This is a genomic window from Psychrobacter nivimaris, from assembly GCF_904846365.1.
GTDB lineage: Bacteria > Pseudomonadota > Gammaproteobacteria > Pseudomonadales > Moraxellaceae > Psychrobacter > Psychrobacter nivimaris_B.
Map to the genome: position 1 here is coordinate 14,361 of NZ_CAJHAL010000010.1, position 24,794 is coordinate 39,154.

Sequence of the window (24,794 nt, forward strand, 5' to 3'; positions counted from 1 at the left end):
TTAAGTGACTATTTTGCAATTTCTCATCAAGCCCTTTATTTACGGCTAATTACGAAAATTGATATCAACTTTCAAATTACTGAGCGATAAAAAAACGGAAGTGAAAACAGCTTCGTCATAAATAAATTTTTTATTTTCAACTTGAAGAAATCCAACTTAATGAAAGCTTGTTTCGATTGCATTTATAATTGGAACTATCCTTTTAATATCGAAATAGTGTAAGTGTTTGTATCTATGTAATCATTCATACTATCAATCAGTAAGAGTCTTCGAGTCTATATTTCGTATACGACTAATAAACTTTTATTGATTAGCACTATGTTTGTGTATGCATCATTAACCAGTAAGGTATTGGTTTACGTGCTAAATTTGTTAAAATAGCGTAGAATAGTCAATCCAATTTTTTACATTGAGAAATGTAAACCCACCGACTCAAGGATATTATGATGAAAGATGAAAAATTACAGAAAGCACTCGCCCGTATGGGACTTGGTTCACGCCGTCAAATGGAAGAAGTCATCAAATCTGGCCGCGTAACGGTTAATAACGGTCCTGCGACCATCGGTGATCGCGTCTCGCAAGGTGATGAGATTCGCGTTGATGGCCGTCAAATCAAATACACTTCTGAAAATGAGAAGCGTCGCCGTGTTATCGCTTACTACAAGCCTGAAGGCGAAGTTTGCTCGGCTAAAGATCCAGAAGGCCGCCCAACTGTCTTTGAACGTTTGCCAAAGCTGACGCATGACCGCTGGGTAATGGTTGGACGTTTGGACATTAACTCAACTGGCCTATTGTTATTTACTAACGATGGCGAAATGGCGCATCGCTTGATGCATCCATCTGGTGAAGTCACGCGTGAATATGCGGTACGTGTATTGGGTGAAGTAACGCCTGATATTGCTCGTGCATTGACTGCTGGCGTCATGCTAGAAGATGGCCTTGCCAAATTTGAAGACATCAAAGAAGGCGGCGGTGAAGGCGTCAACAAGTGGTATCACGTCCAGCTAAAAGAAGGCCGTAACCGCGAAGTACGTCGTTTGTTTGAATCACAAGGTCTAAAAGTTAGTCGTCTACTACGTACGCGTTATGGCACGATTGTTCTACCAAAGGAGCTACGTACTGGTCGTTTCTTAGAGCTTGATAAAAAAGAAATCAACACGTTGACGGATTTGGTCAGCTTGCGTCCACGTTATGGCACGGGTCTACATGGCGCAGCCAAAGAAAAACAAGAACGTATCAGAAACAAGCCGCTTAAAGCGCGTCGCACTGACACCCGTAGCGATAACCGCAACAGCAGCGCGAAACCTAAAAGTAGCGCTAGCCCTGCCAGCCGTGGTACACGTAACACCCGTGATCGCAATGATAAACGCTAGTTGATTTGGTTTAACATTATTCTAAGTCTTAAATAGATTTGGGATAAACATAAAAAAGCGGTCAATGATGGATAGTCATTGACCGCTTTTTTTGTTTCTTTTTATAGGCTTCAAAGTTTAAAGGCGTCACAGTTGCTTAGTATAAAAATAGCCGCTCAGCTATCGTGACTATTAATATAATGCTTCATGACTCGCAGCTCTTTTAGCTGCTCCTCGTCCATTTGTGCCAGTAGTCTATCCAAACGCTGCTCAATATTATCTAAAACACTCTGCAATAACTCACTAGCCTCTAACCTCTTTTCGCTATTCTCATTAGTGACATTGATATTTGTTAATTGATAATGAGTGGCTAGCATTTCGGGTAACCGTGTTTGCAACATTTTATTCAACACAAATTGTGCTTCTGTTATCGCCGGTGTCTTATGTTGAGTTTGTAGGGCTGCTTGATAAGCGTGATAGCTGCTTACTTTTTCATCGATACGTTTTAACTGGCGCAATTTCTGCTCTGACAATGTTTTTAAGTGCTGTTTATTTAACGTTAACTGCTGCCAACTTAATGTAGCTAATGACAAGGGCACATCGTAATCCTGATAAGTGAGTACGCCAGGTGAGATACCGACGGCTTTATGAAAAGCCAGCCAGCCTTTTCTACCTAGATAAAAGGTAGTGACGGTCGTTACAATGCCGATGCCTATTAAGATACTCATATACGCTTGCTCTTTACCCTTTCACCATTCAACTTTGTATTTACAGCTTAATGTCTTTAGCACTCACATTTTCACCAGCTGGGCTTTCAATCGCTTGGATATTTACCTCACTGCTAGCATTATTATTGGCCTTACTACTGGCATTGCTATCAGGCTTTTGAAACTCTGTGTTGCTAGCAGGGTTATCAAAACGTTTTTGGAGATAGCGATTGGTTGCAAGTAGTTTTTGACCGTCTTGATGATATGACGCGTTGAGCAGGTCATCGAACTGTGTGTTAATTGTCTTAAGCACATCTAACAAGGCTTCTTTGCCCGTGACATTAGAATGTTTGATTTTGGTAGTGTCAGCGAGTGTACTATCCGTCACATCTAAATCATGCAAGCGGCGATAGTCAGCGACGGCTTGTGGCACATGCCTATCCATTAGGTTTTGAATCATAATATAAGTTTCGTTGACGGTGTCCTTATCATCAATCTTGCCATCGTTATTGGTATCACCATACATGACACGCAGCTTTTCACCCTTTGTATTAATTTGCTCAAGAGCAGTTTTAACGTCGACAGGTAGGCTTCTTTCAGGTATATAACCCAGTTGCGGCATCGCCTTATATTCGAGCATTTTGGGTGCTGTGACTTTTTTAATGCCACGATAACCTAGATATAACCCAGCCGCTGGCAACAGCCCATACAAAACAAACATTACGAACATCGCAGTCATTTGGGTCATTATATTGTCCTTATTACTTATCAGAATGTCGTGGCTGATTTCTTATGGTTGTTATTATTAAACAAAAAAATAAGGCTCTATTAAAGCCCTATATTGTTATGCACTGGGTCGATTGTGTTTTTTGATAATACTTAACCTTTGCGAGTGTTCAAAAAAACATCATCAAAGAAAATTTAACTTTGCGTACGGCTCTTAACATAACGGTGGGTTAAGGCAAGGCGGTTCAGAACCGTTTGGTGCAATTCATCCAATAATTCGTCAAGCTCATAATCAATCTCTAAGAACAAATCTGTCAGCATATCACCGGCCGTCATCTTGCCCTGCACCATATTGTTTTTGGTGCGATGCGGACTGAAGCGTTGTAGCTGCTCATAATGATGCAATGCCTCAGGGATACTTTCGGACACCAATTTATCGATGACGAACTGACGCTCATCATGTTGCTGCTGTTGCTGTTCGTTCAGCTCACTACTCCACTCACGGTAACGCTTTAGCTTGCCGTTGATACGGTCTAGTATCGCAACGGCTTCAATAGGCATGGCATTTAGGGTGGCCTCATCAACCACATCAACAAGCTCAGTCATAATTGGACAACGTCCATGTTTGAGATACCACAAAGTATCTGGGTCAAAAGGCGGTCTATTGGTTGGGCGCATTTGAGCACGATTACTCAGATAGCGATCGGTCAAAGGCGTGGATGATTGGCTATCACTCACTTGTGCCAACGCATCACATATGCGGTTTACACGTTCAGGCGGAGTTAGTGTAGAACGCTCATGTACTGCGTGATTGCTATCACTCTTGGCAGCAGCATCCTGTTCATGATTGACGCTCATCTCCTGAGCATTCTTTGCTGCCAATGTCGGTAGGTCATCTTGAGCTTGCCCAAATGACTGTAGCATTCTTGTCAAACTGACTACCATGACTTGCTCTGCCCCTCGTCTATTACACTCACATTGTGCGCATATTGCATACATTCATTCAATAGCGTATCTTAGCAGGTTTTTGCTGGCCTGCCAGTAAGCAAAATGTCACCATTCCTACACGCCAACCGTTAAGCACCGTATTATGAATACTCCCGATTATATCTCTGGTTTCCTACTTGGGTTATCTCTCATCATTGCTATTGGCTCCCAAAACGCCTTTGTACTCAAACAAGGTCTCAAACGCGAACACATATTTTTTGTTTGTTTATTTTGTGCGGTGAGCGATGCGTTTTTAATCTCAGCAGGTGTTGGTGGTTTTGGTGCAGTTACGGCCCGCTATCCTCACGTTATAGATATCGCAAAAATAGCAGGCGTTATATTTTTATTAGGATATGGCTTACAGAGTTTGTATGCCAGCGTACGCGTGTCACATGCTTTGACTGTCGAAGGACAAGTCGTGACTAGCTTAAAAAAAGCCTTGTTACTATGCTTTGGTTTTACTTGGCTAAACCCGCACGTCTATCTAGACACATTGGTACTCGTCGGCATGGTCTCTACGGGTGCAAGCAGTAAATTGACGTTTGCCGCAGGTGCAATTAGCGCTTCGTTCTTTTTCTTCTTTGCGCTTGGGTATGGTGCACGATTACTCAGGCCTCTATTTGAGAAGCCTAAGGCATGGAACATACTGGATGCTTTGGTAGGGTTACTGATGCTCTATCTAGCTTGGCATTTGTATCAAAGCTGATAGAAGTATAACTAGGAAATGATAGATAAGCTGAGTGTTGAATAAACTGAATATTAAGTAAACGACGTATTGGATAAACTAAATTACGTCGATATCCGCTAACCGCTAACCGCTAACCGCTAACCACTGTATAAATATATATGGTTAGCAATATTGTATTGATCATTTACATCAAGCTAGGAAACAGCGTACGCAGTCCATTAACGATAATTTCGATAGAAACGGCTGCCAATAGCATACCCATGATCCGGCTCATGATGTTCAAGCCAGTATCGCCTAGTAAGCGACTGATACGACCTGCCGCCATCAATGCCAAATAGCAAAACAGACTGATGAATAAGCCAGCAATCAAGATAGCGGATACCTGCAAAATACCTGATACTTGTGAAGAGTAAATGATAACCGTGGAGATACCACCAGGCCCAATCATCATTGGAATCGCGAGGGGAACCACGGCAGCTGCCATCGAGACTGGCGCGTCTTTCACATGATCAACATCGAAGTTCTCTTGATCAGGTTTAACAGGGTTACCCTCTCCATTCATCATATTTAGGGCAATTAAAAATACCAATATACCGCCTGCCAACTGGAACGAGCCGATAGAAATACCAAGGGTTTTTAGTAGCGTTTCACCTGCAATCGTAAAAAAGCTGATGGTAATAAAAATGGTCAAACAAGCAACGCGCGCGACCTTACGTCGATTGTTCATCGAATAGCCGCGAGTCAAATCTAAAAATAACGTCAATGCGCTAAATGGATTGATCAATACCATAAAGGCTAGGATTATCTTGATAATTTCAGTATTCACTGAGCGCTCGCTTGTCTATTGATACCGCTTGTGCAAAAAGATAAGGTCATCGTGCGAGTGCAACGATGACCCAATAGGCAACTAAAAATAGCATTGTAGCATAGGCAGATAAGCTAATAAAATCATTAACTTTGCGCCGTTACGCCTACATGTCACCTTAGTAAAGCTTCAGTGTAAAAACAAGCATTTAACCGATTATCAGTACAAGCTATCAGTATAAATTGCCATTCTATTAACTCGGTGATAGTCCTTTCGCTAAAATCTAGCGTATATAATGCTATTAGCCTTTATTACGTCTGCACTTATGCACTAAAATCCAACCCAATATCCAAGGCTGTCGTACTGTGCGTCAAATAACCCATCGCAATAAAATCAACTCCTGTACTTGCTGCCGCTTGTACCGTTTCAGGCGTAATACCACCTGAGGCTTCAGTCTTTGCTCGACCCTGACACATAGTAACCGCTTGCGACAATGTTTCAGGCGACATGTTATCTAATAGTACTAAACTCACACCTGCATCGAGCGCTTGCTCTAATTGCTCTAGTGTATCGACTTCGACCTCAATAGGAATCAAATGCCCAGCAAATTTCTGTGCTTGCTGAATGGCCGTTTTGATGTCACCCGCAATGGCGATATGATTGTCTTTAATTAAAATCGCATCATCCAACCCCAAGCGATGATTGCGTCCGCCACCGCAGCGTACGGCGTATTTTTGTACAATACGTAAGCCTGGAATGGTCTTACGCGTACAAGTAATTTGCGCAGGATATTGCGCCACACTATCGACAATCTGACGGGTCGCTGTCGCAATACCACTGAGATGGGTCATAAAGTTCAGTGCCGTGCGTTCTGCTGTCAACAGGTGACGCGCGTTACCTTTTACCGTCGCTAACACTGCGCCAGCCTCTACTGTTTCGCCATCCTGTACTTGTGCAATAAACTCAATTTGCGTATCGACTAAGGCAAAAGACAAACATGCCAAGTCGATACCACATATAACGCCTGCTTGCCGCGCCTTGATCTGTAGCTGCGCTTGCATATCTGCTGGGATAGTAGCTTGTGACGTTACATCACCACGCCTACCCAAATCTTCAGTTAGTGCATTCTCAACCAATGGCTTGAGCAATACGTCATCCAATGCTGGCTCTTTTTCAATTGTCATCTTTGACCCTTATCTAGGCATGATATTGATAGAAACTGCTCGTCATTTAAACTCAAAATGAGCATAAATATAGCGTAAAGTTAGCGACCCTGCAAGGAAAGGTGACAAATTTTTCGTGATACAAACCGATTTAGAGATACAACGGACTGGCTTGAAATGACTATTTGCGCTTAGGAAGTTTGCTGTCCATCAATAAACTCTGTAATTCAATATCATGGCGGAAGCGATATAACTTGGCAGGACGACCGCGCTGAGCAGTACTACTCTCTCCTGTCTCCATTACTAGGTTTTGCGAATCGAGCAAGCGACGGAAGTTTTGCTTGTGCAAACGCACTCCTGATAACGCCTCAACACTCTGCTGCAACTGCGACAAGGTAAAAACGTCTGGCATCAGACCAAAAATAAGCGGTCTATATTCAATCTTGGCGCGCAGTCTTGAGATAGCAGTAGCAATCACGCGACGGTGATCATAATACATGGGTACACCTATGCGTTGTGACCAGTCCTCTGGCAAAGCAACAGCCTGATAGTTAGGCGGATAATTAGGGGCTTCGGGTATCAGACCTGCTTCATAAAGCATTTCATAACGTAGTAACACATGCTCTGCAATCCATTCTCTACTTTCATTATCGTGTTCGTTGAATGATTGACTGTCAGTGAGTTTACCACTTGCCAAAAACACTTCGTCCAGCCCCCAACATAAGCAAATGCGCTGACGCCTGCGCTGTTGAACGATTGAATCGTTGGCAGTATTGGCCCATTCGAGTAGCGCAGGCACGATAAAGTCCATGATGATGCTGGGCATACCGTCCAGATGATTTTCCCATGGGAAATAGTCGTACCAATCTCGCCAGAGTGCTTTGCTTTGGAGTGCCTGCGTTTGCGTCTCTTGCACCAAACCTAAATAACTCACATACACCAACGCATGACCGTCGATGTTACGTCTATTGGTATCGACAAAGGTATATAACTGCTCCAAATATCCAAGCGGTTGCTGCGTTTGCTCCTCTACCCACTGACGTACGCCCGCTTGTAGCGAGCGATGTAGCGGCATAAGTGGCCCATTTGGCAACAGCTTACCTTGGTCAACGGTTAGAACGCGCGCGATATGATCGGTGATAGCGACCAATACGGCGACCACTTCTGTCGTGCCGCTACCTTGCTGGTGCGCATGTGAATAAGACAACGTCATGGCTTTGGGAATTATCCTTTTTCTCTGAAATGTAAAAGGCTATTGGGGTTAATAGCTATGGTATGGCTTAGTATAGCTCGAATCTAAAACTATCATAGTCTGTGGTTGTAAGTATGAAAAATCAATATAGATAAATAGTTATAAGGGGCATGAATTAGCACTGTTTTTAAGCTCAGTACGGCTTAATTACACATCACTTTGAGCACTAAAACCTAATCTTTTGACTTATTAAGTATAAAAAACCACTTGTAATTATGCTCAAAATGAGCATAATTAAGACAACTTATAAATTTATTATGTCCAATTACCTATTTTTTAGCTCATACATTTATCGTTATTGCACCAACAAAGGCTGCCATTATGAAAAAATATCCTTACGACGCACCTATCATGAGTACAGACAATCGCATCGCCACTCAGATGAACATTGAATATGCCAAGGCTAAAATGCCAGCAAACTTGCCTCGCGCTGAACGCATCGTGGTTGAAGAAAATATCAAGCAGCTGCTGAAAGAGAATAATGCCGTACTGGTAGCACATTACTATGTCGACCCTTTTATCCAAGACTTGGCATTGGCAACCGGTGGCTGCGTCGGTGACTCACTTGAAATGGCTCGGTTTGGACAAGCTCATAGCGCTCAGACTTTGGTTGTCGCTGGTGTGCGCTTCATGGGTGAATCGGCAAAAATATTGAGCATGGAAAAGACCGTCCTCATGCCAGATTTAGAAGCCGAATGCTCGCTCGATTTAGGCTGTCCTGCTGACGAGTTTTCAGCATTTTGTGATGCCCATCCTGAACGTACTGTGGTCGTCTACGCCAATACCAGCGCCGCAGTAAAAGCGAGAGCTGATTGGGTGGTCACCTCATCTGTCGGTATCGACATCGTCCGTCATTTACATGCCCAAGGTGAGCCGATTATTTGGGGCCCTGACCGTCATTTAGGTAAATACATCGCTCGTGAGACTGGTGCAGATATGCTGCTGTGGCAAGGGTCTTGCTTGGTACATAACGAATTTAAAGCCACTGAGCTAATGCAATTAAAAGAGGAACATCCAGAGGCCAAAGTCTTGGTACATCCTGAGTCACCTGATAGCGTGGTGGCACTCGCTGATGTGGTCGGCTCGACTAGCAAGCTTTTGCAATCAACGTATGAGATGGATGCTGATACCTTTATCGTCGCTACTGACTTGGGCATATTGCACGAGATGCAAAAACGCTCGCCAAACAAGCGATTCTTGGCCGCACCGACTGCTGGTGAGAGTGCAAGCTGTAAGAGCTGTGCGTTTTGTCCTTGGATGGCCATGAACGGTCTAAAAGGTATTGAGCAGTGCTTAACCAATCAAAGCGGTGAAGTACTAATGACACCTGAGCTAGCAGTAGCAGCTAAGAAACCTTTACAACGGATGCTCGATTTTGCTGAAGCACAAAAGCAACGTGTAACCGCTAGTGGCGACATAGTAAAAGACCGTGCGCTGTTCGCTAACGTTGGGGCAGCCTAGCATGAGTCCGTCGCATTCAGTTGATCGTTCCAGCACCACTCGCTATGAAAATAACAGGAGCAGCAATGATATGAGTAATATTATAAAAACTGATGTTCTTATTATTGGGGCTGGTCTGGCAGGCTTGAGTACCGCGCTATCCCTACCAAAGTCGCTGAATATTACTGTTTTAAGCAAAGCGGCGCTTGAGGTTTGCTCGAGCCACTATGCTCAAGGAGGTATTGCCGCCAGTTTAGATAAAATTGACAGCGTAACCGACCATGTATCTGATACGCTCATCGCTGGTGCAGGTTTGTGTGATGCGGCGAACACTACTGATATATTGAGTGCAGGACAACAGGCCGTCCAATGGCTATGTGAGCAAGGCGTTCCCTTCACTCAAATGGCACACAGCCCTAATGATACTCAGCCACACGCTCTGCCAGTAGCAGCCACCGCCCTAAGCACTAGTGAGCTACATTTAACCAAAGAAGGTGGACATGGCTGTCGCCGTGTGGCGCATGCAGATGATGCGACTGGGCGACATGTTATGGAAGCCTTAACGGTAAAAGTGCAGGCCGCGGCTAACATCACCATTTTGCCTTATCATGAAGCCTTATCGTTATTAACACGCCCTAATATTAGTAAGTCAGATATAAATCACTCTGACAATACTGACTATAAAAAATGCGACGGTGCCACTGTTTTCGATCATGACAACCAACGTCAGCTTACGGTTTATAGTCGGGCTGTCGTACTTGCTAGTGGTGGCTTAGGTCAACTATTTAAGCGTGCCAGCGCACCTAACGTCTGTGTCGGTGATGGCGTCATGATGGCATGGCAAGCAGGCTGTCGTTTGGCAAATTTAGAATTTGTGCAATTTCACCCAACGGGTCTGGCATTAGATGACAGCAGCTTTCTGATATCTGAAGCGTTACGCGGTGAAGGTGGACGACTGTATTGTCCGCAGACTGGTGTGCGCTTTATGCTAGACGTTGATGAGCGCGCTGAATTGGCGCCACGCGATATCGTCGCTCGAGCAATAGCCAATCAGATTAGTAGTAACGGACTTGGCTACGTGCATCTTGATGTCAGTCACTTGCCAGCTGCATTTATACAAGCGCATTTCCCGCAGATTTATCAGACGCTGCTAGCATTCGGCATCGATATGACCACAGACCCTATCCCGGTCGCTCCGACTGCCCATTATAGTTGTGGCGGCGTGGTGACTTGCGCCAATGGATTGACCGATATTGCAGGGCTGTATGCAGCAGGCGAAGTTGCTTATACAGGACTACATGGGGCCAACCGTTTAGCAAGCAACTCATTGTTGGAGTGTGTGGTGGTTGGTCGCAACATCGCCGCTAATTTGCCACGTTACTTAACGAAATTAGAAGCTTTAAAAAACTTAGAAGCTTTAGAGAAAACGGCTGAAGCTTTAGAAAAAATGCCACAGCCACATACGACTGCCTATTATGAACTGCATCAGTTAGCTGCCGATATCTGGCAATATCCGACACTAGAAAACATGCAATTTGTTGTTTTGCCCTCTTCTAAGCAGTTATCGTATCCAACTTATAAGGCTGATAAAGCATTTCATTCTGACGTAGATATTGCAGAGATAACTATAGCATTGAAAGCTCTTTTGACAGCCAATATGGGCATCACACGTAGTGCCAAACAGTTAGAGCAAGCATTGCGACAAATTGAGCAGTGGCAAGAGTCAATCGAACATACTGAGATCATGCTATCTGATACGAGCAGTAGAGCTCCTACTACTAACAGTGAGCTTGCCATTTTTCAATTGGCGAGGCAATTAGCGTTAGCAACGATGATTGTCCAATCGGCTTATCAGCGTTTTGAAAGTCGCGGTGGGCATTATCGTGAGGATTATCCTAACTTAGCTGAAACGCCTTTAACCAGTATCATTCTGCCATTAAGAAAAACTACGCTTCACTCTATTAATCACATTATAGAAGACGAGCGTTATCCGATAGCTGTTACTGACCATATTTAAGCCTACGACAGATAACAGCCAAACCCATCAAGAGGATATCTAACACTATAGTTAAAGAAGCATTTAAGCTATCATTATGGATAGGCTTAAAATATTACCTCTTCTTTGAGTGTCCATGGCATGGCTTCTGATATTGTGTTTGTAATTGCCCTGATGATAATTGTCAGCTTGGCTTGGAGTGTACTTGCCGTACATCGTCTGCGCAAACGCTTGCCAAAAATCTACCTGATAGCCCGCTCGTGGTGGTTGATGCTCGCCGCGCTCTGCACTTGCTATGTGATTGCAAAAATAACGAACGATACGCAAGGTTTTCATTTGCAAGTATATCCCTATCAATGGCTGCTCATTTTATTTTTTATATTAATTGGTCTACGCGGCAGCTACGAGATTAAACGTCTATGGTGTTTACGCAGTAAAGCCGTACTCATTCATAAACTCCAAGCGCAAGGCTTACAGCCAAGTACTCTCCTGCTACCGAAAACCTCTCTCAATCTGACTCAACACTATACGCGGCTCAACTACTTAGACCTGCTACTGAGTGTTGCATTCATCTCACTCATCATTAGCCTTATTGTCTTGCAGCAATTGACCTGGCAACGCCAACAATATGGCGTTTTACTCTTCGTATTATTCGCCAGTCAGTTTAATGATATTGCCCAATATCTATGTGGGCGACTGCTTGGGCGTAAGCTGTTTAAACGAGGTCTAGCGCCGACTATTAGCCCGAACAAAAGCATTGAAGGTGCTATCTTTGGCAGTGTAGTTGCGGCGATGTTGGCAGCAGTATTAGGTCTTTGGCTCACCCCTTTTACTTGGTGGGTCTGTCTATTAGCTGCCTATGGCTTGGCGGTAAGTGGTATTTTTGGCGATCTATTAGAATCAGCCTTTAAGCGCCAACACGGAGTGAAAGATACCGGAACGATGCTCGCTGGTCATGGTGGGGTATTAGATCGAATAGACAGTTTGCTGATTGGAGTGCCAGTATTTACCATACTGTATTGGTTATTTGGTTAAACCTAGTAAAAGCACAGATGGCAAAATCATCTGGCTTTATCTAGCTTACTGCGCAATATCCAATTGAGCACAGGCTTTGGTAAATGATTTAAAGCACTCGTGATATAGCGCATCGAGCGTGGAAATATCGCTAGTTCTACATCATCGTTAATCGCTTGCATAATATGATCAACAGCTGTCTGCGTGCCCATGATAAATGGCTTATGGCGAGCATCGCCATCATTTAAATCACGTAACGCTTGAGTATCAATATAGCCTGAGGCAATACAGTTTACTTGTATATCATAAGGTACAAGTGCTGCCCGATAAGCGCTAGCCGTAGCAATCATTGCACGTTTGCTTTTTGCATAAAGGCTGGCATAAGGATAATCTATCGTGCCTGCGATAGAGGCAATACAGATAAGGCTTGTTCTAACATTCTTAGTGACATCGAGCGACTGGTTTTGCTGCTTTAACTGGCTGCTTGCCCATCTAAAAATCTGCTCAAATGCCTGTAAATTAATCGCTAGCATTTGGTCGCTATCTGCTTGATTTAGGTGATGGATACGCTCATTGGTGTAGCCACCCGCACTATAGATCAGCCTTTGAAATGGAATACCTGATAAATTGTCTAATAGCGTCTGCGTTTGACTTGGGTCAGTTAAGTCGCATACATAAGTCACAATAGCAGGATGCTGTCTGTTGATATCGGCTATCTTTGCTGCGCTACTTCCGACAACGCTGACTTGCCAGCCAAGCGTCTGATGATGCAACGCCAAAGCTAAACCAATGCCACTTGTCCCACCAACGATAACAATATGCGGCGTATAGGTTTCGGCGATATCTTCTACGAGAGTCTTCATAATTTATGTTGCTGTATATAGTCGACCGTACGCTGATAGCCATATTGCCATTGCGCCTGCATTTGCTGCACAAAGCCATCGTAACCACTGTGTATTAGCTCGACGGTCATTTGCTTTAGGTTAAAACGCTTTTGCACATTTTGCCCTCTCAGGTGCTGCTCGTTATCTGCAAATGGTAACCAGTGTAGCTGATGGTGATTGCTAATAGCATAAGATGGCTTTCTCATTGGTTGATAACCGTGTACTACTGCCAAACGCTCATTGGGATCAAAACCAAAAACACGCTGAATCGCGGGAGCAGCCAGCCATGCGTCATAACCTGCCTTGGTCTCTGCAAATACGCTGTCACCCAACTGACAGGCTAGCTCAATCGGTGTCAAATTGATCACGCCGCCCAAGCACCAGCCAAGCTCTGTGATATGTGTTGGCGGTAGATAGTACATGTCAGCCATAGACGCGCGGATCACTGGGGCAAAATCCCATTGCGTCTGTACCTTTACAGACGGGTGTATGCGTCCGTTTGCAAATATATGCGCTGGTGACGTTATTTGCTCTTCAGCCAGACCTAATATAGCATCTGGCAAACTTGCTAAGCGCGGCGGCGCAAATAATAATTCTTGCAGTGCGAATTTCTCATTATACAACCCCTTAGCAGGTGCTTGATACAACCGACTGGCAATGATGGCTACCTCTGGCGTTGCTTTATCAGTATTGCTAATATCATGATTACTAGCAGCGAACCGCGACAGCTCATCTAGCCAATACTGCTCGTTATCGATACGAAACATCGCCAACTGCTGCAACTCATTTAACAGTCGATCGTAACTATCTGCTTGCCTTTGTCTTTGTCCATTATCCCTTTGCTTTGATAACCGCCAACGTTTGAGTGCATGGGTCATATAGCGCAGCTTTAGACGTTTATTGGCTTCATCTGGCGCGACATGTCTGATGGCAGTGATGACACGATACAACTCACGACTACACATCAGCGCTTGCAAATCTTTAGGGTCAGGCGCAAGTTGTACTAAATAAGCAGACAAACTACCACCGCAAGTACCAACGATAATGTCTGGCGTCAAATCATGCGCTGCTAGTGCTGCATAACTACCCAAATAATAACCAAAACGTGAGCCTCCGCCTGAAAACAGCTGAACACGCTCATAAGGTTTAACCTGCTGATTATTCATTGATTACTCGTCATCAGCTGGGGCGGTTTTAATCGCTAACGACACGGTAAAAATACCAAAGCGATCGATACGCATTGTGATTTTTCTAAAGCCTGCGCGCTCAACCAATTGATCCATCTCCGCTTGTGAGCGACAACGCATTACCCAACTGCTGCCACGGTGATTGTTCAATGTTTTACTGATAAACTCTTGCTCAGGATGCCAAGGTTGGTTGGTATAAATCAGATAACCGCCCGATTTTAAACTATCATGAATACCTGCCAAAGCTGTCGCTGGTAGCGCATTATCAGAGAACAGTTCAAATAACCCAGAAGCAATAGCAAGATCTGATTTTTTAGTATCGGTACTAGTGTCATTCGTATGTGCATTGATATAACTAGCAGGATCAAAGGCGTCCTTTTGACTGGTCACGACTCGACTGCTTATGGCCAAACGCTCCGCCTTTGCTTGCAATGCCTGTATATTATGCATTTCATAATCACGCAGCTCAGCATACAAATCTGCAAACTCTGTCAGCAGATCAAATGCATAAAAACCATGTCCACTAGCGATATCTAACAGTTTTGGTTGGTATGATTTATTGCTGCTTTGATTTTTATCTTCGATATCTGCGAGTGCTAAGCGTGCCAATTCCAATATGTGCTCGCGGCGAATACGAATACCTTGCCAGCCAATATTATTTAAATAAAACTTATCGACTGCCTGTCCAAATTTATTCTGACCGCTGGGCTTGTTGTAATAGACATGATCTAGCGAATGACCTGAATCAAATCCATGCTCCAGCCCTGTGGCAATCGCATCGCTGACATGACCGAACTTTTGCATCGCAAAACGGGTAATTGCAAAGTTTGGATTGAATGGTTTAATCGCCAAACGATCTACTTTATCTTTACTGGCACTGTTTAAGTGAGCCGTACTCAAATCAGGGGCTTGGACTGGTGTGCTAAATATTTCCTCAGCAAACTCAATACAGTCAGCAAAGACATCGGCTTTATTGGTCTCATGAAAGATTGCATGGTAGCTGTCTGGATACAACTGCCAGCGTTTAATCGGTGTGTTAATCGCCTCATAGAATTTCCGCTCAGCCTGTTTATCGACCACATAATCCTTACCCGCGCATAAGACAAACGTCGGTACGGTGATAGCACCAGCATCATCGAGTAGACGCTGACCGGTTGCATGGGTGTCGATGAGCAAGTCTGTTGAGATACTGTTGGAGATTAATGGATCGGCATTATAGGCTTGCTGCGCGTCTTTATCATGAGTCAGTACTTGTGCTTTAACGTAGCTGCTGACACGGGACATCAGGCCCAGCGTACGTGCTACCTTCAATGACGGTATGGCAAAGGGCAGATACAGACGAATACTGAGCGCAGGCGTGCCAAGTATCATGCCGCGAATATTTGGCGCATAATCGTGTACCCATGCTGCTGCCAATACCGCGCCGATACTGCTAGCGACAATCAATGTATCTTCAATAGCAATGCCTGTTTGCCCAATCACCAACTGGACGAAACCCTCTAAATCTCGCTCAAGCTCTGTGACGCTCTCTGCATGATCTTTAATGCCCCCTGAGCGACCATTGCCGCGCGCATCCCAAGCAAACACTTGATAGCCAGCTGTTGCAAACTGCTCTCCCAGCTCTGTCAATCGTCCCGAATGCTCATGTCCTCGGTGCAATAAGATAACTTGGCGCAACGGTTGGTTGGCTTGCTTGATAGCTGATTTTTTCATGTCTTCTAAAGGCGTCGTTAGCCAATAGCGATAATAAATAGCAGTGCCATCGTAAGCGTTATAACAGCTCTCACCATTGATGATTTTAGATGCAGGCAAATCAAAACCAACACTGGCCTGTTCTTCCAATTTTTGACTATCAACGGTTGTGGTTGGCATTTCTTTGAACTCCAATGGGCGAGCGTTATCAGTAGAAGTACTTGGTAAAACAACAGTAAGAAATAGTGAGTTGTTTGTTGACTCACCCAGTACGGATCGCAGCTGAGGTGGGTTATGCATCAAGTATAACTCTGTCATATAACGTAGTCGATTGAGACAGGTCTTTAGTAGCATTATCTCTGTTAATATAAATAATTGACTCATTCTGATAGCAGGTAAAGCCACCTGCCCTTTAATACTTACTGGCGCTTTGGCTCTAATGCCCATAAACGCACCAAGCATACCTAATAAGAAGGCACGATCGCTTTTGCCCAAAGGCCCTTGGTTAGCACGAACACCTAACATGGTATTACTAGTAACGCCCAACAGCTCGGTGCCAATACTAAGCGCGATCAGAGCAGTGATATGGTGCTGAGAAATTGATATGTTCGTTGGTAAGTTGGCTATTACCGTTTGCCGTTCTTTGTTATTGATATGAGGGGTCAGAATATGAGGCGCCAGACTCGCTAATAGAGCCGTATCGGCAACCATATCACCTACCTCGTTTAACACGGCTCCTAGCGTTGATGCCTGGCCATGTTCACGGGCCATCATGCCATCGATGGCATTGAGTGCCATACGTACAAACAATGATGATGGTAATAAAAGCCACAGCCGCTGCTGTTCAGCCGCTGGTTTGGCAATGATATAGGCAGTACCGATACTTAATAAAACAGCGGATACTGTCACTTGATTAGCGGTAACATTTTGCTCAACCAGCGCATTACTTATCGGGCGTAGTTGATTTTGAAACTGAGTCTTGAGCTGATATAGCGACATGAGTCTAGCCAAATATTTTCAGTACTTTAATGTAGCAACAAAAGTTTGTAAGGTAAAGAATTACAAAGCGCTCAAAAACGTTCAAACATTTTGAAAAAGATATTTATTAACATCATTATAATCGTCCAGTTTTTCCAGTTTAGCCAACAATGAGCGATGATTTACAATGAATCTCAGTGGCTCATATCAATACTATTAACCTTATATGGTACAATCTTCAGCTTCTTAAAAACGCCTTATTAAAAATGCTGCGAGCCCTTTATCATGGAAAGCCTAGTCACCCTTGTTCTGGTATTAATGCCAATGTTTATTGGCTTTGCCATTCCGTCTAACCCTACTATGACAAAATTGGCCGACAAAGGTCTATCATACCTGGTATTTGTCATCCTAGCGTTGATCGGTATTGAGCTGTCTCAGGTAGAAGGTCTAGGTAATCAGCTGGGTGAAATTGCGCTGTATGTCACTATATTATCAATACTGACAATTGGTACGGGATTGTTTGCGCTTATGCTGTTTGACCATCTGCGTCCGTGGCATGCCAAAAAACCAAGCGTAAAATCTAAAGAGCATCGGGTGAGCATTCGCGGTAGCTTGGCACAAGTGGTTTGTGTGGTGATTGGGATGGTGATTGGCTATTTCTTGCCTGCTGGTTATATGCCGCCTGAAAACTCTATGACCGTCATGCTGATGATTTTAATTTTACTGGTCGGTATAGGCTTAAAAGGATCGGGCATCACCTTAAAAGAAGTACTACTGAATAAACGCGGCGTAGAAATGAGTGTCATCTTTACGCTAGCGGTATTGGCGGGTGGGCTTATCTTTGCACTACTATTTACTGATGTGTCATGGACGAAAGGCTTAGCACTATCGTCAGGGTTTGGTTGGTACTCGCTATCAGCGATTGTCATGACCGATGCTTATGGCGCGGTTTGGGGTAGTGTCGCGTTGTTTAATGACTTGGTACGCGAGTTCTTTGCGTTAATCTTTATTCCGGTATTTATGCGCAAATACCCCTCCGCTGCGGTTGGGCTTGGCGGCGCGACCAGTTTAGACTTTACCTTGCCTATCATTCAGCAGTCAGGTGGTCTAAAAGTCGTGCCACTAGCGATTAGCTTTGGTTTCCTAATTAATATTGTCTCGCCAGTACTGATGGTGTTCTTTTCGGCGCTTGGCTAAGCTATATTTTGTAGATCAGCTTATTCGTATTTGATATTACGATTATTTTATTACTAACCATCTGTTTAACTAGCTTATCAATTGCTTTAGTGTCCTCATTACGTAGATAGCTTTTAAGATAGTTTATTAAACTTGACTTTTTGGATGGTCGAGTACCTGCTGGTCTACTTTTTAGCTGTGCTATTGCACGTTGATATGTTGTAGCAGAGTCTTTGCTATTCTTATTATCATCTTGTGAAACTTTACTCGAATTTCCTTTGATATTATCGAAAGGTGAGTAATAGATAGCTTTATTATCTTGTTTTATTATGTCCTTCTTTTTGAGGTACGTTACAACTAAATCAATTTGATCCTGACTATTTGCTTGGCGATAACTTGCAAGTTTTTGCTTTATCACATTATTCAATCCATCAATTTCTTTTGCCTTACTTCGTAAAACTTGATCAGTGACTAAATCTAATATTCCTTGACTGTCTACTTTATAACTTAGTTTTTCTCCATTTTCATCAAGTCTAATAAGTCCTGCTTTGATAAATTTTCCAAAAACCTGTTCAAAAATATAATCTTGCTCAGTACTATTGAATCTCTCTAGTACTTTCACTGGAACGTACTTCTTTATCGAGTACAATAGGTTGGATTTATAGCTCGGTAAAAAAACCTTACGATTGACAATGCTATCAAAAACCAATACATAACACTCATGTATAACCGATTTGGGAACGCTCTCTTCAAGGCTTTGCGCTAAAGATTTCTTATTGTCCATGGCAACGCTAGTAACGTCATCACACAAAACATGATGACTATCTTCGATGACAAGTTGGCTTTTTTTTATATCTGATGCACTTTCTATGTTTGACTCGTAAGCCACAGTTAGCTGATTAGCATTTTCTAACCGCATGATGTTCATACCATCATAAGCACTATTGAGATGCTCAACCAAGATATCATAACCACTATCTCTTGCTAAAATACAAACATCAGCACTAGGATCAATTTCAGAGATTTTGCCAAGATAAAAAGACAAGTAAAAATCTAGCGCATTCTTCCCTGCATGTTGCATCTTAATAATGTGCACATTTTCATTATCAAACCTGAGCAAGTTTTCAACCAATTCAAGAGGTAAACTCTTCTGCTGATTGATACCCAAAAACAGCCATACATGGCATTTATCCACCTCTACATTATCGAAGCTTTTAGGCTGAATGTTTTCATAATCAATTAAAATATGCTTCATCAAAATATTCTTATCATTTAATAAAAGTTACGATTACTTATACCCCACTCGCCTGCTTAGCAAATAAGCGCATCAATGGCTTGATTTTACTGACTCGGTACATACCCTCATTACGTATCTGCTGCACAGGACGCATTTGGGCAAGCGACCCTGCAAATAACCAGTTAAGCGCAGAAAAGCTATGCATCATTAGGCTATTATGCGGACGACGCGAACGCTCATAATGACGTAGCGTTTGATTGCTGCCCCAAAGCGTACCGCCACTACGGGTAAAGTCATGCGTTAACTGCTCAGACAATGCTTGCACATCCAGCATACCGAGGTTCAACCCTTGGCCTGCTAACGGATGTACGCCATGAGCAGCGTCACCGATCAGCACCAAGTTATCAGCGACGTAGCTTTTCGCTTGCTGTGCTGCTAATGGAAAACTAGCGATAGACTCAATCTGATTAATCGCACCCAACTCGTAATTGCTAGCAGCTGCTAACTTATCAGCGATAAAACGATCTTCTTCCTCTATCAATGCCAATGCTTGATTGCGCGGCAATGTCCATACGATCGACTGCCAATGCTGCGGATTTGTCTTATCAGCATCGGTTATATCTGCTAATGGCAATAGTGCCAACGTACCTGTTGGTAGCATGGCTTGACGTGCTGTCGCTTGATGCGGTTTCTCAGTCTGAATCGCACAGCAGATGGCAGTTTGATTATAGTCAAGTGTATCTACGCCAATCCCTGCTTGCTGACGGACAAATGAACCGCGCCCATCAGCGCCAACTAATAGACGCGTATCAATCGCTTCGCCATTGTCCAGAGTGATACGGTAGCCTTGCTGCACCCCTAGCCAATCCATATTGACAACTTTATGACCAGCGATAAGGGTCAGATAGTCACTAACATCAGCTTCATGAAAGCGTTGCCATAATGCGTACTCGATAACAGCAGGCTCGACCATACTGCCTAATAATATAGGCTCATGAGTTTCACTACTATTATCCTCAGCGCCGCTATTTTCACTTTCGCCAAATAATAGCTCACCCATCCCATTGAGCTGCCATACCTGCATTTGCGAATAATCAGCCTTACGCTCAGAGCTAGCAATCTTTTGCCACGCGCCAATATCTTTAAGCAAATTAATACTAGCCATACTAAGTGCATAGACACGTGCATCACGTTTGCTAAGTACATGTTGCCAAGCTGACTCATCGCGCTCAGGACGGGCATCAATCAACGTCACTGGCATTTTATCTTGCGCCAACTTTAGAGCAAGCGTTGCCCCAACGATACCGCTACCGATAATCAACGTATGGTTGTTTTTCATAAGGTGTCTCTCAATATTGCTCAATATTAGAATGCTTATTATCAATCTTAATTACAGTTAGTTGATTCAGTTTAAAAGAGAGACAAGGCAACCGAGTGCAGATGTATAGGCAATACTTCAAGCGAGGTTAACGCTGTCACTCTTTTAAAGAGGATTTAACTATAGCGCTATGATTTTAGACCCATCGCATAAGTGGCGACTAGTGGCTTGATATTTGGCAATTTATCAAAAGCCAACAATGCCATATTTCGCGCCAGCTTAATCGCTGGGTTAGGATGCGTGAAGCCATGTACTACCGCATCACAAAAACGAATCACTCGCTTCTGGTCGGTTTGACGTGCTTTTTCATAACGCTTCAATAACTGTGCATCACCAATATCTGCGCCTTTGAGTACTTGTGCATTTAGCATTTGTGCCAGCACATGTGCATCTCGCATACAGAGATTAAAGCCTTGTCCTGCTACAGGATGCAGAGTATGAGCCGCATTGCCCATGACCACGCAACGACCTTCTACTTGCTTGTCAGCTAGCACACGTGTCAATGGGTAGGCGCCGCGGCGACCTGCAGTGGTGAACTTGCCAGCGCGTTGGCCAAAGGCTTGCTGTAGGGTCTGCAAGAAATGGGCGTCGTCTTCTAAGTATCTGGTTTCTTCACCTGTTGGGCATACCCACACCACAGAGCGTCTGTAGCCTTGTTGATACTCATCATTGCCATCACCCTTTGGATCTGTCAGTGGGAGTACGGCAAGTGGGCCAGCTGGACTGAAACGCTCAATCGCTGCATGCTCGTGTGGCGTATCTGTCTCTACTACGCCGACGATGGCCGTTTGCTGATAGTCATACGTAGTTGTACTAATATCTAGCAGTTGGCGTACTGTAGAATCGCGCCCATCACAAGCGACTAATACGCTAGCTCGTAGCTGCTGCTCGTTTTCGGCTTCATCGTTATAATTAAAGCTAAGTGTCACACTATCGGCTTGCTGCTGGACAGTCGTCACATTGGCATTATCTATCAAGGTAATTAATGGCGCTTGCTGTGCGGCTAATAAAAGTTTACGACCCAGCCAAGCGTTTTCGATGACTTGCCCAAATGACTCAACGCGCTCTTCTGCTTTATTCAGCTGCGCGCGCCCAAAGCTGCCTTGCTCACTAATCTGTACAGTGTCGATACGGCAGGCATGGCTCTGTAACTCATCCCACAGTCCAATCTCTTGATATATTTGTACCGTGCGCCGTGACAATGCGGTGTTGCGACTGTCTAAATAATGGCTGCGAGTACTATCATCCGTTGGACTGATGGTTGGATAGCTGTTTTTTTCTAATAAGGTGCTCGCAATACCGTGATGGGCCAATAGCAATGCAAAGGACAAACCAACATGACCACCACCCGCGATAAGCACTTGCTGGTCGGTTATCGCTTCTTTGTTTTTAGAGATGCTGTCGAACTTTTTAGGTATGCTGTCAGTATTGGATAAATGTGAATCAGTATCTTGCATCGTGATTTTCCTATTATAATTTTTTGGACAAGCAGTTTATTTATGATAGACAACTGCTCGTCACTGACTTTATTTTATAATTTTTATCATGTCGCTGCTGTTGTTAGATAGGTTGCAGCAACCTATGGTATCGCCCATAGATTACCACAAATTGTCCATTATGCCGTGGTCTTAACCGTAGACAAATCGTTTCTTTACTCTCATCATAAACGAGGTTTATATTCATAAAACTCAAATATCTTAATTTTATTAGAGCACTATCATACGATGGGTAGCGATGAATTATATAGAACTTATAGCAACATCGAATCAATCTATAGAAAATCGCTGTAACAGTTGCAATCCGCATACAAAAACAGCGTTATCTATCTGATGTATGGCTTGAAATTTAAAAATTCTCTACCATAATGAAGGCAAGACTTTTCATTATTTTCATTACTTTTATTTACGACCTTCCACAAAAACAACAATAATATCGCCGTCATTTTTATCATCTATAATCTTTTTACCACCTAAATACTGTAACGCCACTAACTATTTTATCTCTGCAACCCGCCACGCAATTAAAACCAAATCATAGCGTCGGGTACACAATAAAAGGATAATCGCTTGACTGATTCCATGAGCCGCCGTATAAAGTTTGAATCATTGACCCCAGCACAGCTAAAAACCGTGCTTGGTGAATACAACAATCACATGAAATATATTCAAGAACGCCTCGATATTAAAATCATGCAACGCCAAGGCGATTTTTGCCTGAGTGGCGATGTGACCAATGTCGAACGTGGTGAACGTATTATCTACAAAATGGTAGATGAAGCACAGAACACCAAAGACATCAGTGCAGAAGAGCTGCATCTCATCATCCAATCTAGCCTCTCTCGTGATGAAGACATCGAAGAAGACGAACAAGATCACGATGACATGGAATATGATGAAGATTTGGATGAGGCTAGCGAATTTACGCCCATCAGTTTACGTACACGTAAAGGTCGCATCGTTCCGCGCGGTGGCAATCAACAGCGTTATGTAAAAAACGTTCTGAGCTCTGATGTGTCGTTTGGTATTGGGCCTGCTGGTACGGGTAAAACGTATCTAGCGGTGGCGTGTGCCGTCGATATGCTTGAGCGTAATGAGATTGAGCGTATTTTGCTAGTGCGTCCAGCGGTAGAAGCTGGCGAAAAACTGGGCTTCTTGCCAGGTGATTTGACCCAAAAAATCGATCCGTACTTACGCCCGCTATATGACGCACTCTATGAGATGATAGGCTTTGAGAAAGTCGGTAAAATGATTGAGCGTCAGATTATTGAAGTGGCGCCGCTTGCCTATATGCGTGGTCGTACTTTAAATAACTCGTTTGTCATTCTAGATGAAGCGCAAAACACCACGCCTGAACAGATGAAAATGTTTTTGACCCGCTTGGGCTTTGGCTCACGAGCCGTCATCACTGGGGATATTACTCAGGTCGATTTGCCACGTGGTCACAAATCAGGCTTGGCACAAGCGATGGATATTCTAAAGGATATCGAAGAGATTCATATCACAAAGTTTGATTCAAAAGACGTGGTACGACATCAATTGGTACAACAAATTGTTGAAGCCTATGACGTATTTGATGAAGAACAAATGGCTTTAGAAGAAAAACGTAAGTTTGAACGTATTAAAGAACAAGAGCGTAGACAAGCTGTCGCTAATGCAGCAGCCAATCTGTAATAATCAAGCTAATCATTGAATTACAATCATTTGCTATAAACAGTTATATTGCATAAGAAAACCGGATTACTCAAAGTAGTCCGGTTTTTTCTTACCAACAGTTTATTGAATTTAGCTCTTTCGCTACTAGTCGCCTACCAGTAACTTAGCTATAGTAGCCTCTATATATTCTATACATAGACCTCTATTTATGAGTCAAAAACTTAGCAATGAGAGATAATAATTAAGCTACTTTCATATTAAAAGAGCTGGCAAATAAATCACCTAGACGCTGCAGCGTTAGAAATACATTTATAATAAAAAGGACAGCAATATGAGCCAACCTGACAATACTAATTTCGATGACAAGATTGCTAGCAACCATGCCAGCTTAGCAGCACTTGATATCAGTGCGACCGACAGTATTGATGATGAATTATTAGATACTTTTTATAATCGCGAGCATTTACTATCAGTCATGATGGCGACTTTGGATTATATAGATGGTCGTATTAATACTGGTCTGACCCTACCTTATTTTGCAGATATCGATCCTGAGCTATGGCAGGAAAAATCTAAAACTCTAGATATATATATCACTGATGACGTCGAAGGCCGTGCTTTAAATCTAGAAGCACGTGGTAAAGACTATGCGACCAATATTTTGTCTTATCCAAGCGAATTACCTGCTGCCGTCATTGAGCTGATGCCAACATTGCCTCTTGGAGAGCTGGTTATCTGTCATGAAGTGATGGTACGTGAAGCGGCTGAACAGGACAAAACAGTGGCGCAGCACATCAGCCATTTGCTAGTGCATGGCGTGCTACACCTACTAGGTTTTGATCATGAGCTCGGACAAGCTGAACAAGATGAGATGGAGTACTTTGAAATTGAGATTTTGGCAGGCCTAAACCTACCAAATCCTTATATCTAAACTAGCACTGCTTTATTAAATAGTCTTTTAACTATTAGGCAGCTACTCA

At 43.4% G+C, this 24,794-nt stretch carries 20 protein-coding genes; 8 read left to right on the top strand and 12 right to left on the bottom strand.

Going from position 1 to position 24,794, the window contains the following annotated elements; translation table 11 throughout:
• Nucleotides 1-446: 446 nt before the first annotated feature.
• Complete coding sequence (rluB, locus tag JMX63_RS05945; RefSeq protein ID WP_101206234.1) at nucleotides 447-1,373, top strand: 23S rRNA pseudouridine(2605) synthase RluB; 927 nt, start codon at nucleotides 447-449, stop codon at nucleotides 1,371-1,373.
• A gap of 155 nt (nucleotides 1,374-1,528) precedes the next feature.
• Here rluB and JMX63_RS05950 read toward each other — a convergent pair whose 3' ends face one another.
• From JMX63_RS05950 to JMX63_RS05960, 3 genes are all read right to left on the bottom strand, one after another.
• Nucleotides 1,529-2,080, bottom strand: coding sequence for a hypothetical protein (locus JMX63_RS05950; RefSeq protein WP_201571559.1), 552 nt, complete (start codon nucleotides 2,078-2,080; stop codon nucleotides 1,529-1,531).
• Between the two features lie 40 nt (nucleotides 2,081-2,120).
• Nucleotides 2,121-2,807 (bottom strand): hypothetical protein, encoded by a 687-nt coding sequence (locus JMX63_RS05955; RefSeq protein WP_201571560.1) that lies wholly within the window; start codon nucleotides 2,805-2,807, stop codon nucleotides 2,121-2,123.
• Nucleotides 2,808-2,980: 173 nt separating this feature from the next.
• A complete protein-coding gene (locus JMX63_RS05960; RefSeq protein ID WP_201571612.1) occupies nucleotides 2,981-3,709 on the bottom strand; it encodes a hypothetical protein in 729 nt (242 codons plus the stop codon).
• A gap of 166 nt (nucleotides 3,710-3,875) precedes the next feature.
• On the opposite strand from JMX63_RS05960, the gene JMX63_RS05965 reads away from it, so the two are divergent.
• Entirely contained in the window at nucleotides 3,876-4,478 is a 603-nt protein-coding gene (locus JMX63_RS05965) for a LysE/ArgO family amino acid transporter (RefSeq protein WP_201571561.1), read from the top strand.
• A 166-nt stretch (nucleotides 4,479-4,644) separates the two neighbouring features.
• On the opposite strand, the gene JMX63_RS05970 is transcribed toward JMX63_RS05965, so the two are convergent.
• The 3 genes from JMX63_RS05970 to JMX63_RS05980 form a co-directional block, all read right to left on the bottom strand.
• Nucleotides 4,645-5,286 carry a MarC family protein gene (locus JMX63_RS05970; RefSeq protein ID WP_082624565.1) on the bottom strand — a complete coding sequence of 214 codons (642 nt, stop codon included), beginning with the start codon at nucleotides 5,284-5,286 and terminating at the stop codon, nucleotides 4,645-4,647.
• Between the two features lie 302 nt (nucleotides 5,287-5,588).
• Nucleotides 5,589-6,449 carry a carboxylating nicotinate-nucleotide diphosphorylase gene (gene nadC, locus JMX63_RS05975; RefSeq protein WP_201571562.1) on the bottom strand — a complete coding sequence of 287 codons (861 nt, stop codon included), beginning with the start codon at nucleotides 6,447-6,449 and terminating at the stop codon, nucleotides 5,589-5,591.
• Between the two features lie 160 nt (nucleotides 6,450-6,609).
• Nucleotides 6,610-7,641, bottom strand: a complete 1,032-nt coding sequence (locus JMX63_RS05980; protein WP_201571563.1) for an NUDIX hydrolase — start codon at nucleotides 7,639-7,641, stop codon at nucleotides 6,610-6,612.
• Nucleotides 7,642-8,001: 360 nt separating this feature from the next.
• Between JMX63_RS05980 and nadA the strand changes: the two genes are divergently transcribed.
• From nadA to JMX63_RS05995, 3 genes are all read left to right on the top strand, one after another.
• On the top strand, nucleotides 8,002-9,141 hold the full coding sequence (gene nadA / locus JMX63_RS05985; protein ID WP_201571564.1) for a quinolinate synthase NadA: 1,140 nt from the start codon (nucleotides 8,002-8,004) through the stop codon (nucleotides 9,139-9,141).
• 70 nt (nucleotides 9,142-9,211) lie between these two features.
• Nucleotides 9,212-11,137 carry an L-aspartate oxidase gene (nadB, locus tag JMX63_RS05990; RefSeq protein WP_201571565.1) on the top strand — a complete coding sequence of 642 codons (1,926 nt, stop codon included), beginning with the start codon at nucleotides 9,212-9,214 and terminating at the stop codon, nucleotides 11,135-11,137.
• Between the two features lie 120 nt (nucleotides 11,138-11,257).
• Entirely contained in the window at nucleotides 11,258-12,151 is an 894-nt protein-coding gene (locus JMX63_RS05995) for a phosphatidate cytidylyltransferase (protein ID WP_201571566.1), read from the top strand.
• Between the two features lie 26 nt (nucleotides 12,152-12,177).
• Here JMX63_RS05995 and JMX63_RS06000 read toward each other — a convergent pair whose 3' ends face one another.
• Genes JMX63_RS06000 through JMX63_RS06010 form a run of 3 tightly spaced genes read right to left on the bottom strand, consistent with a single transcriptional unit; the run spans nucleotide 12,178 to nucleotide 16,892 of the window.
• Nucleotides 12,178-12,993, bottom strand: coding sequence for an SDR family NAD(P)-dependent oxidoreductase (locus JMX63_RS06000; RefSeq protein WP_201571568.1), 816 nt, complete (start codon nucleotides 12,991-12,993; stop codon nucleotides 12,178-12,180).
• Nucleotides 12,990-14,180, bottom strand: a complete 1,191-nt coding sequence (locus JMX63_RS06005; RefSeq protein ID WP_201571570.1) for a patatin-like phospholipase family protein — start codon at nucleotides 14,178-14,180, stop codon at nucleotides 12,990-12,992. Before JMX63_RS06005 ends, JMX63_RS06000 begins: the two co-directional genes overlap by 4 nt.
• A 3-nt stretch (nucleotides 14,181-14,183) precedes the next feature.
• A complete protein-coding gene (locus JMX63_RS06010; protein WP_201571572.1) occupies nucleotides 14,184-16,892 on the bottom strand; it encodes an alpha/beta fold hydrolase in 2,709 nt (902 codons plus the stop codon).
• Between the two features lie 264 nt (nucleotides 16,893-17,156).
• On the opposite strand from JMX63_RS06010, the gene JMX63_RS06015 reads away from it, so the two are divergent.
• Nucleotides 17,157-18,068: a lysine exporter LysO family protein gene (locus JMX63_RS06015; RefSeq protein ID WP_201571574.1), complete on the top strand. Its 912-nt coding sequence runs from the start codon at nucleotides 17,157-17,159 to the stop codon at nucleotides 18,066-18,068.
• A 1-nt stretch (nucleotide 18,069) separates the two neighbouring features.
• Here JMX63_RS06015 and JMX63_RS06020 read toward each other — a convergent pair whose 3' ends face one another.
• From JMX63_RS06020 to JMX63_RS06030, 3 genes are all read right to left on the bottom strand, one after another.
• Nucleotides 18,070-19,302, bottom strand: a complete 1,233-nt coding sequence (locus tag JMX63_RS06020) for a PIN domain-containing protein (RefSeq protein ID WP_201571576.1) — start codon at nucleotides 19,300-19,302, stop codon at nucleotides 18,070-18,072.
• A gap of 37 nt (nucleotides 19,303-19,339) precedes the next feature.
• Nucleotides 19,340-20,623: an FAD-dependent monooxygenase gene (locus JMX63_RS06025; protein ID WP_201571577.1), complete on the bottom strand. Its 1,284-nt coding sequence runs from the start codon at nucleotides 20,621-20,623 to the stop codon at nucleotides 19,340-19,342.
• A gap of 167 nt (nucleotides 20,624-20,790) precedes the next feature.
• Nucleotides 20,791-22,119 carry a UbiH/UbiF/VisC/COQ6 family ubiquinone biosynthesis hydroxylase gene (locus JMX63_RS06030; protein WP_201571578.1) on the bottom strand — a complete coding sequence of 443 codons (1,329 nt, stop codon included), beginning with the start codon at nucleotides 22,117-22,119 and terminating at the stop codon, nucleotides 20,791-20,793.
• Between the two features lie 609 nt (nucleotides 22,120-22,728).
• Between JMX63_RS06030 and JMX63_RS06035 the strand changes: the two genes are divergently transcribed.
• Together JMX63_RS06035 and ybeY are read left to right on the top strand one after the other, a co-directional pair.
• A complete protein-coding gene (locus JMX63_RS06035) occupies nucleotides 22,729-23,832 on the top strand; it encodes a PhoH family protein (protein WP_179798643.1) in 1,104 nt (367 codons plus the stop codon).
• Between the two features lie 313 nt (nucleotides 23,833-24,145).
• The gene (gene ybeY, locus JMX63_RS06040) at nucleotides 24,146-24,745 is read left to right on the top strand and encodes an rRNA maturation RNase YbeY (RefSeq protein ID WP_201571579.1); all 600 of its coding nucleotides are present in this window, start codon (nucleotides 24,146-24,148) and stop codon (nucleotides 24,743-24,745) included.
• Nucleotides 24,746-24,794: the final 49 nt, after the last annotated feature.

Bases quoted from the DNA above. Each gene is read 5' to 3' on its own strand.
- rluB (WP_101206234.1), top strand. From the start codon at position 447: ATGAAAGATGAAAAATTACAGAAAGCACTCGCCCGTATGGGACTTGGT.
- JMX63_RS05950 (WP_201571559.1), bottom strand. From the start codon at position 2,080: ATGAGTATCTTAATAGGCATCGGCATTGTAACGACCGTCACTACCTTT.
- JMX63_RS05955 (WP_201571560.1), bottom strand. From the start codon at position 2,807: ATGACCCAAATGACTGCGATGTTCGTAATGTTTGTTTTGTATGGGCTG.
- JMX63_RS05960 (WP_201571612.1), bottom strand. From the start codon at position 3,709: ATGCTACAGTCATTTGGGCAAGCTCAAGATGACCTACCGACATTGGCA.
- JMX63_RS05965 (WP_201571561.1), top strand. From the start codon at position 3,876: ATGAATACTCCCGATTATATCTCTGGTTTCCTACTTGGGTTATCTCTC.
- nadC (WP_201571562.1), bottom strand. From the start codon at position 6,449: ATGACAATTGAAAAAGAGCCAGCATTGGATGACGTATTGCTCAAGCCA.
- JMX63_RS05980 (WP_201571563.1), bottom strand. From the start codon at position 7,641: ATGACGTTGTCTTATTCACATGCGCACCAGCAAGGTAGCGGCACGACA.
- nadA (WP_201571564.1), top strand. From the start codon at position 8,002: ATGAAAAAATATCCTTACGACGCACCTATCATGAGTACAGACAATCGC.
- nadB (WP_201571565.1), top strand. From the start codon at position 9,212: ATGAGTAATATTATAAAAACTGATGTTCTTATTATTGGGGCTGGTCTG.
- JMX63_RS05995 (WP_201571566.1), top strand. From the start codon at position 11,258: ATGGCTTCTGATATTGTGTTTGTAATTGCCCTGATGATAATTGTCAGC.
- JMX63_RS06000 (WP_201571568.1), bottom strand. From the start codon at position 12,993: ATGAAGACTCTCGTAGAAGATATCGCCGAAACCTATACGCCGCATATT.
- JMX63_RS06005 (WP_201571570.1), bottom strand. From the start codon at position 14,180: ATGAATAATCAGCAGGTTAAACCTTATGAGCGTGTTCAGCTGTTTTCA.
- JMX63_RS06010 (WP_201571572.1), bottom strand. From the start codon at position 16,892: ATGTCGCTATATCAGCTCAAGACTCAGTTTCAAAATCAACTACGCCCG.
- JMX63_RS06015 (WP_201571574.1), top strand. From the start codon at position 17,157: ATGGAAAGCCTAGTCACCCTTGTTCTGGTATTAATGCCAATGTTTATT.
- JMX63_RS06020 (WP_201571576.1), bottom strand. From the start codon at position 19,302: ATGAAGCATATTTTAATTGATTATGAAAACATTCAGCCTAAAAGCTTC.
- JMX63_RS06025 (WP_201571577.1), bottom strand. From the start codon at position 20,623: ATGAAAAACAACCATACGTTGATTATCGGTAGCGGTATCGTTGGGGCA.
- JMX63_RS06030 (WP_201571578.1), bottom strand. From the start codon at position 22,119: ATGCAAGATACTGATTCACATTTATCCAATACTGACAGCATACCTAAA.
- ybeY (WP_201571579.1), top strand. From the start codon at position 24,146: ATGAGCCAACCTGACAATACTAATTTCGATGACAAGATTGCTAGCAAC.